Annotated in this window: 1 protein-coding gene; it reads left to right on the top strand. The window is 39.6% G+C overall.

Annotation, left to right across the window (positions count from 1 at the left end):
* Window positions 1–139: 139 nt before the first annotated feature.
* Window positions 140–1470, top strand: a protein-coding gene (locus ACM6JA_RS16360; protein WP_414853160.1) for an IS1182 family transposase whose coding sequence is annotated in 2 segments (ribosomal slippage) — window positions 140–680 and window positions 680–1470 — 1332 coding nt in all. Because the reading frame shifts where the segments join, the coding sequence is not laid out codon by codon here.
* The last annotated feature ends 86 nt before the right edge of the window (window positions 1471–1556 follow it).

Genomic DNA, 1556 nt, shown 5'->3' with positions numbered 1-1556 from the left:
TCAGGCTGTCGAGAAAGTCGACAGCCATTTTTATTTCACTTAATTTTAAAGCGACACCGCGTTAATTTGTTATAATTCTTATAATTACATTTAACAGTAGGTGATAATTGTGCTTTCCTCCAATGATAAAAATCCGCAAATGCATTACGAATTTGTGTGCCTCGATGAATTGGTCCCAGAGGACCATTTATTAAGGGTCATCCAAAAACATATAGATTTCTCCTTCATCCGAGAAAAAGTACGTCAATATTATTGCGAGGATAACGGTAGACCTTCCATTGATCCTATTGTTTTATTTAAAATGATTTTCATTGGATACCTTTACGGTATCCGCTCAGAGAGGCAGCTCGAAAAAGAAATCCAGACTAATATCGCCTATCGTTGGTTTCTTGGCCTTTCTTTAACAGATCGAGTTCCAGATCACACAACAATCAGTTGGAATCGTCGAACCCGTTTTAAAAATACAAATGTTTTTCAGGAGATTTTTGATGAAATTGTGCGCTTGGCGATTCAGCATCGAATGGTCGCTGGACGTGTATTGATTAGTGATTCCACGCATCTTAAAGCAAATGCGAATAAACGAAAATTTAAGAAGCATATCATCGAGAAAACGAGTCGTGCCTATCTCCAAGATTTAGAGGCAGCAATTAATGAAGACCGTGAAGTACATGGAAAAAAGGATTAAAGCCTAGAGAGGGTGTGAAGGAAGAAAAGGAAATCAAGGTGAGTACCACTGATCCAGAAAGTGGCTACATGGTTCGAGACAGCAAGCCCGAAGGCTTTTTCTATCTCGATCACCGGACCGTCGATCATAAGTACAATATTATTACCGATGTCCATGTCACTGCTGGCAATGTCCATGATTCCGTTCCTTACATAGATAGGCTGAACCTCCAAATCGAGAAGTTTGGGTTTAAGGATACAATTGAAGCTATTGCATTAGATGCTGGTTATTTAACTACTCCAATCTGCAAGGCACTTCACGATATAAATGTATTTGCTGTCATCGGTCATCGTGCCTTTACACCTGTTAAAGGTCTTTTTGCTAAATGGCGCTTTAAATATGATCTGGAGTCCGATGTGTACATATGCCCTCAAAAACATAAGCTTACTTATTCGACTACTGATCGAAACGGATACAGGATGTATAAGTCCAATAAAGAAATATGTAAAACTTGTCCAAGGCTTACTGAGTGTACCCGATCTAAAAATCACCAAAAGGTGATAAGCAGGCACGTTTGGGAAGAGAGTAAGGAATGGGTTCGACAGAACCGTTTAAGTAAATCAGGGAAATATTTATATAGATTAAGATACCAAACCATAGAGCGAAGCTTTGCAGATGCTAAAGAACTGCATGGGCTTCGCTATTGTAGGTTACGCGGACGTGAAAATGTCCAAGAGCAGGTATTGATGACAGCAACAGTTCAAAACATTAAAAAGATAGCACTACACCTAGCGAAAGCAAGTTAGGTACAGGCTATCCTCTTTTTCAGCACTTCGTGCTGGAACAATACCAAAAAGAAATCCCCCAAAAAGGGGGTTTCTCTTCAGCCTGA

Origin of the sequence: Brevibacillus sp. IT-7CA2 (assembly GCF_949767855.1) — a bacterium.
Taxonomy (GTDB): Bacteria; Bacillota; Bacilli; order Brevibacillales; family Brevibacillaceae; genus Brevibacillus.
Note: the sequence above shows the minus strand (reverse complement) of the source record. Positions and strands in the feature narration are given on the sequence as shown.